This is a genomic window from Streptosporangium nondiastaticum (assembly GCF_003011965.1).
Classification (GTDB): domain Bacteria; phylum Actinomycetota; class Actinomycetes; order Streptomycetales; family Streptomycetaceae; genus Streptomyces; species Streptomyces nondiastaticus.
Genome location: NZ_PXWG01000254.1, coordinates 1 through 4172 on the forward strand (window position 1 = coordinate 1; position 4172 = coordinate 4172).

The 4172-nt window shown below is 74.7% G+C and carries 3 protein-coding genes and 1 pseudogene; 1 reads left to right on the forward strand and 3 read right to left on the reverse strand.

What is annotated here, in order from left to right:
- Together B7P34_RS35245 and B7P34_RS35250 are read right to left on the reverse strand one after the other, a co-directional pair.
- A pseudogene (locus B7P34_RS35245) lies at window positions 1-214 on the reverse strand (hypothetical protein); the annotation flags it as partial.
- 160 nt (window positions 215-374) lie between these two features.
- On the reverse strand, window positions 375-1352 hold the full coding sequence (locus B7P34_RS35250) for an NAD(P)H-quinone oxidoreductase (RefSeq protein ID WP_106682205.1): 978 nt from the start codon (window positions 1350-1352) through the stop codon (window positions 375-377).
- Between the two features lie 51 nt (window positions 1353-1403).
- On the opposite strand from B7P34_RS35250, the gene B7P34_RS35255 reads away from it, so the two are divergent.
- Window positions 1404-2504, forward strand: coding sequence for a potassium channel family protein (locus B7P34_RS35255; RefSeq protein ID WP_106682206.1), 1101 nt, complete (start codon window positions 1404-1406; stop codon window positions 2502-2504).
- Window positions 2505-2668: 164 nt separating this feature from the next.
- On the opposite strand, the gene B7P34_RS35260 is transcribed toward B7P34_RS35255, so the two are convergent.
- Window positions 2669-4172, reverse strand: a 1504-nt coding sequence (locus B7P34_RS35260) for a molybdopterin molybdotransferase MoeA (RefSeq protein WP_223268575.1), incomplete at its 5' end; no start/stop codon positions are given.

Here is a 4172-nt window from a genome sequence, read left to right on the forward strand (position 1 = left end):
GGCTTCCCGGCGGGGGCGGCTTGCAGCGGGGCGTCGGGCCGGGCGCGGCGCTGGCCGCGCGCGGGGCCGGGCGCCCGGAAGACGGCTCGGAGGGCTCGGGGCCCGGCGCGACGGCGACGACCAGGGCGGTGGCGGCCAGCACCGGCCCGGCTATCAGTCCCGTGCGCAGGCCCGCCCGCAGACTGCCCGGCAGCCTGCCGCCGTCGATGCCCACGTCGCCGCCCTCCGCTCTCCGCCCGAGCCGCTCACGCCCACCCTCACACGGGGTGGGCGGGGCGGCACGGCGGGTGGTTCAAGCGGGTGGTTCAAGCAGGTGGTTCGCGAGCGGTCCGCTGCGGTTCCGCTCACGGCCCGGCTCAGACGGTGAGGAAGGTTCAGACGGTGAGGAGGATCTTCCCCACGTGCGCGCTCTGCTCCATGACGCGGTGCGCCTCGGCGGCCTCCGACATCGGCATCGTGCGGTCGACGACCGGCCGCACCCGGCCGCCGGCCACGAGCGGCCACACGTGCTCCCGCACGGCCGCGATGATCGCCGCCTTCTCGGCGAGCGGGCGGCCGCGCAGGGAGGTGCCCATCACGGCGGCGCGCTTGGTGAGCAGCGCACCGAGGTCGAGCTCGGCCGTGCGCCCGCCCTGCAGGCCGATGATGACCAGGCGGCCGTTGACGGCGAGGGCGTCCACATTCCGGGCGAGGTACTTCGCGCCGACGATGTCGAGGACGACGTCGGCGCCGATGCCGCCGGTGACCTTGTGCAGTTCCTCGACGAAGTCCTGCTCGCGGTAGTCGATGAGGATGTCCGCCCCCAGCTCGCGGCACGCCTCCAGCTTGTCCGCGCTGCCCGCCGTGACGGCGACGCGCGCGCCGACGGCCTTCGCCAGCTGCACGGCCATGGTGCCGATGCCGCTGCCACCGCCGTGCACGAGGAACGTCTCGCCGGGGCGCAGGTGGGCCACCATGAACACGTTGGACCAGACGGTCGCGGTCACCTCGGGCAGGCAGGCCGCCGTGACGAGGTCCATGCCGTCGGGCACGGGCAGCAGCTGGCCCGCCGGAACGCACACCTTCTGCGCGTAACCGCCGCCCGCCAGCAGCGCGCACACCTCGTCGCCGACCGCCCAGCCGCTCACCCCCGGGCCGAGCGCCGCGATGCGGCCGGAACACTCCAGGCCGGGGTAGGGCGACGCGCCGGGCGGCGGGTCGTAGAAGCCCTGCCGCTGGACGACGTCGGCACGGTTGACGGCGCTGGCCACGACGTCGATCAGGACCTCGCCCTCGCCGGGCACCGGATCGGGTACCTCGGACCAGACCAGGGCCTCGGGCCCGCCAGGTTCGGTAATGGTGATCGCATGCATGGTCGCGAGGCTACCGCCGGGGCACGGGAAAGATCACGGAATATGGGGGCCATGGTGACGCGCAGAAGGACCCGGCTCTCGCTGTTCCACACCCTGTGGAACCGCACCCGCGGCGAGGCCGACGAGGACGCCGAGGCGGGCCGCTCGATCGTCATGCCCGCCCGGCGCGTCGCGCCGCCGCTGCGGCAGGTGCTGCAGCGGCTGGTCATGGCGCTGCTGGTGCTGGCCGTCACCACGCTGATCGTCTACGCCGACAGCGACGGCTACCACGACAACGCCGGCGGCGCCGTCGGCTTCCTCGACTCGGCGTACTACGCGACCGTGACGCTCTCGACCACGGGCTACGGCGACATCACGCCCGTCGGCGACGCGGCCCGGCTGACGAATATCTTCGTGATCACGCCGCTGCGCGTGGTGTTCCTGATCATCCTGGTCGGAACGACCCTGGAAGTGTTGACCGAACGGACGCGCCAGCAGGTGCGCGTCCACCGCTGGAGGTCCCGGATGCGAGAGCACACCGTCGTCGTCGGCTACGGCACGAAGGGCCGGCACGCCGTCGGGACGCTGCTCGGACAGGGCAAGCCCAAGGACAAGATCGTCGTGGTCGACCCGCAGAAGAAGGTGGTCGACGCGGCGGCGTCCGAGGGCCTCGTGGGCGTCCTCGGCGACGCCACCCGCTCCGAGACCCTCCTGCGCGCGGAGCTCGCGCGCGCCTCCCAGATCGTCATCACCACACAGCGGGACGACACGGCCGCACTGGTCACCCTGACGGCGCGGCAGCTGAACAAGTCCGCCACGATCGTCGTCGCCGTCCGGGAGGACGAGAACGTGCCGCTCCTGCGGCAGAGCGGCGCGAACACGGTCGTCACCAGCTCCAGCTCGGCGGGCCGCCTCCTCGGCATGTCGATGATGAGCCCGAACGTCGGCACGGTCCTGGAAGACCTGCTGACGTACGGGGACGGCCTGGACGTCGCGGAACGCCCGGTGACCAAGCGCGAGGCGGGCCATTCGCCGAGGGACTGCGAGGACCTGGTGGTGGCGGTGGTACGGGGCCACCGCCTGCTGCACTTCACGGACCCGGAGGCGGCGACGCTGCAGCTGGCGGACCGGGTCATCACGATCAGGAAGGGGACGGTGCAGGAGGGGGGTTGAGGGGGCACTGCGCCCCGTTAGGGGCGCGGGACAGCATCAACCTGCGGCTCCGCCGCGTGGGCGCGACCAGCCACAACTACAGCGGGCACTGCGTCCCGCCAGGGGCGCGGGGAACTGCGCGACAAGCCACAGCGGACCCGCAGCCGACAAAGGCCCGGCCAGGGCTACGGCAGCCCCAGCACCGTAACCTCCGCACCCCGCCCCACCCCACCCGCCGGCACGACGGCCATGCCGTCCCCCGCGGCCAACCCCCGCAACATGGCGGGTCCATGAAACCGAAGAGGCCGTACACGGCCGACCCCGTCGTACTCGACCGGCACGAGCCGCGCATCCACCGGATGCCCGGACACGTCCTCCGCGAGAACGGCCCGCACCGCCGCACCGGGCACCCGCCCGGTCAGCGCCCGCAGCAACGGCTCGGCAAGCGTCAGCAGTCCCGCCACGGCGGCCAGCGGATTCCCCGGCAGCCCGACGACGTGGCGCCCGGAGCCCAGCCGGGCCAGCAGCATGGGATGCCCGGGCCGCACCGCGACCCCGTCGACCAGCAGCTCCGCACCCAGCCCCCGCAGCGTGGGGTGAACGTGGTCCACAGGCCCGGAGGCCGTCCCCCCGGTGGTGACGACCACGTCCGCCGCGGACGCCGCAAGCGCCTCGCGCAGGGCGCCCTCCTCGTCCCCGACGTACAACGCCTCACCCGGCTCCGCCCCGAGCGCCCGCAGCCACGGACCGAGCATCGGGCCGAGAGCGTCCCGGATCAGGCCGCCCTCCGGCAGCCCCTCGCGGAGCAGCTCGTCGCCGAGGACGAGCACGTCGACGCGGGGGCGCCGCACGACGGCCAGCGCGTCGTAGCCGGCGGCGGCCGCGAGCCCGAGCAGGGCGGGAGTGACGAGCGTTCCCACAGGCGCGAGTTCGTCGCCCTGCCGGCACTCGCCGCCCCGCGGCCGGATGTCCTGGCCGTGGCTGACGTGCCGGCTGGCGAGCAGCTCGCCCTGCACCGTCACTTCGCCGTGCTCGCTGCGCAGCACGGCGGTCGCCCCGGGCGGGATCGGCGCTCCGGTGGCGATCCGCACGGCGCGCCCGTCGCGCAGGGGCCGCGCGCCGGGGCGGCCCGCGAGGACGTCCTGCGTGCCGGGCGGCGGGAGCTTCCACGGGCCGGGTCCGGAGACGGCCCAGCCGTCCATGGCGGAGGTGTCGAAGGAGGGCAGGTCGGTGAGGGCGACGAGAGGCTCGGCAAGTACTTGTCCGAGGGCGTCGCCGAGGGCCCGGTCCTCCGCCGGAAGGGCTCCGGCGGCGGCTTCGGCGACGGCCCGGGCCGTGGCCCAGGGGGTGATGTGGGGCGCCTGGTAGCGGTGGGTGGCGTGGGAGGCGTCGTCGGCCGTCATGTCGCGGGCCCGCTTCTCGTCCTTGCCGTCCGGGGCGACGTCGATGTCGATGAACGGAAGGTCATCGTAGGCGGGGGCCTGCGCGGGAGCGGGGACGGAAGGCCCCCGCGTGGCACGCGCGGCGCGGGCGGTGCCCACCGCGCGGCCGCCGTCGACCACGCCGCCTCCGACGGGGATCTCGTCGAACGGGAAGTACGCGAAGGCTGCTTGCCCGCCGTGCGCGGGCCCGGCGTGCGGGGGCTCGGCATGCCGGGGCTCGGCGCCGCCGGACCCGGCGCGGCCCGCC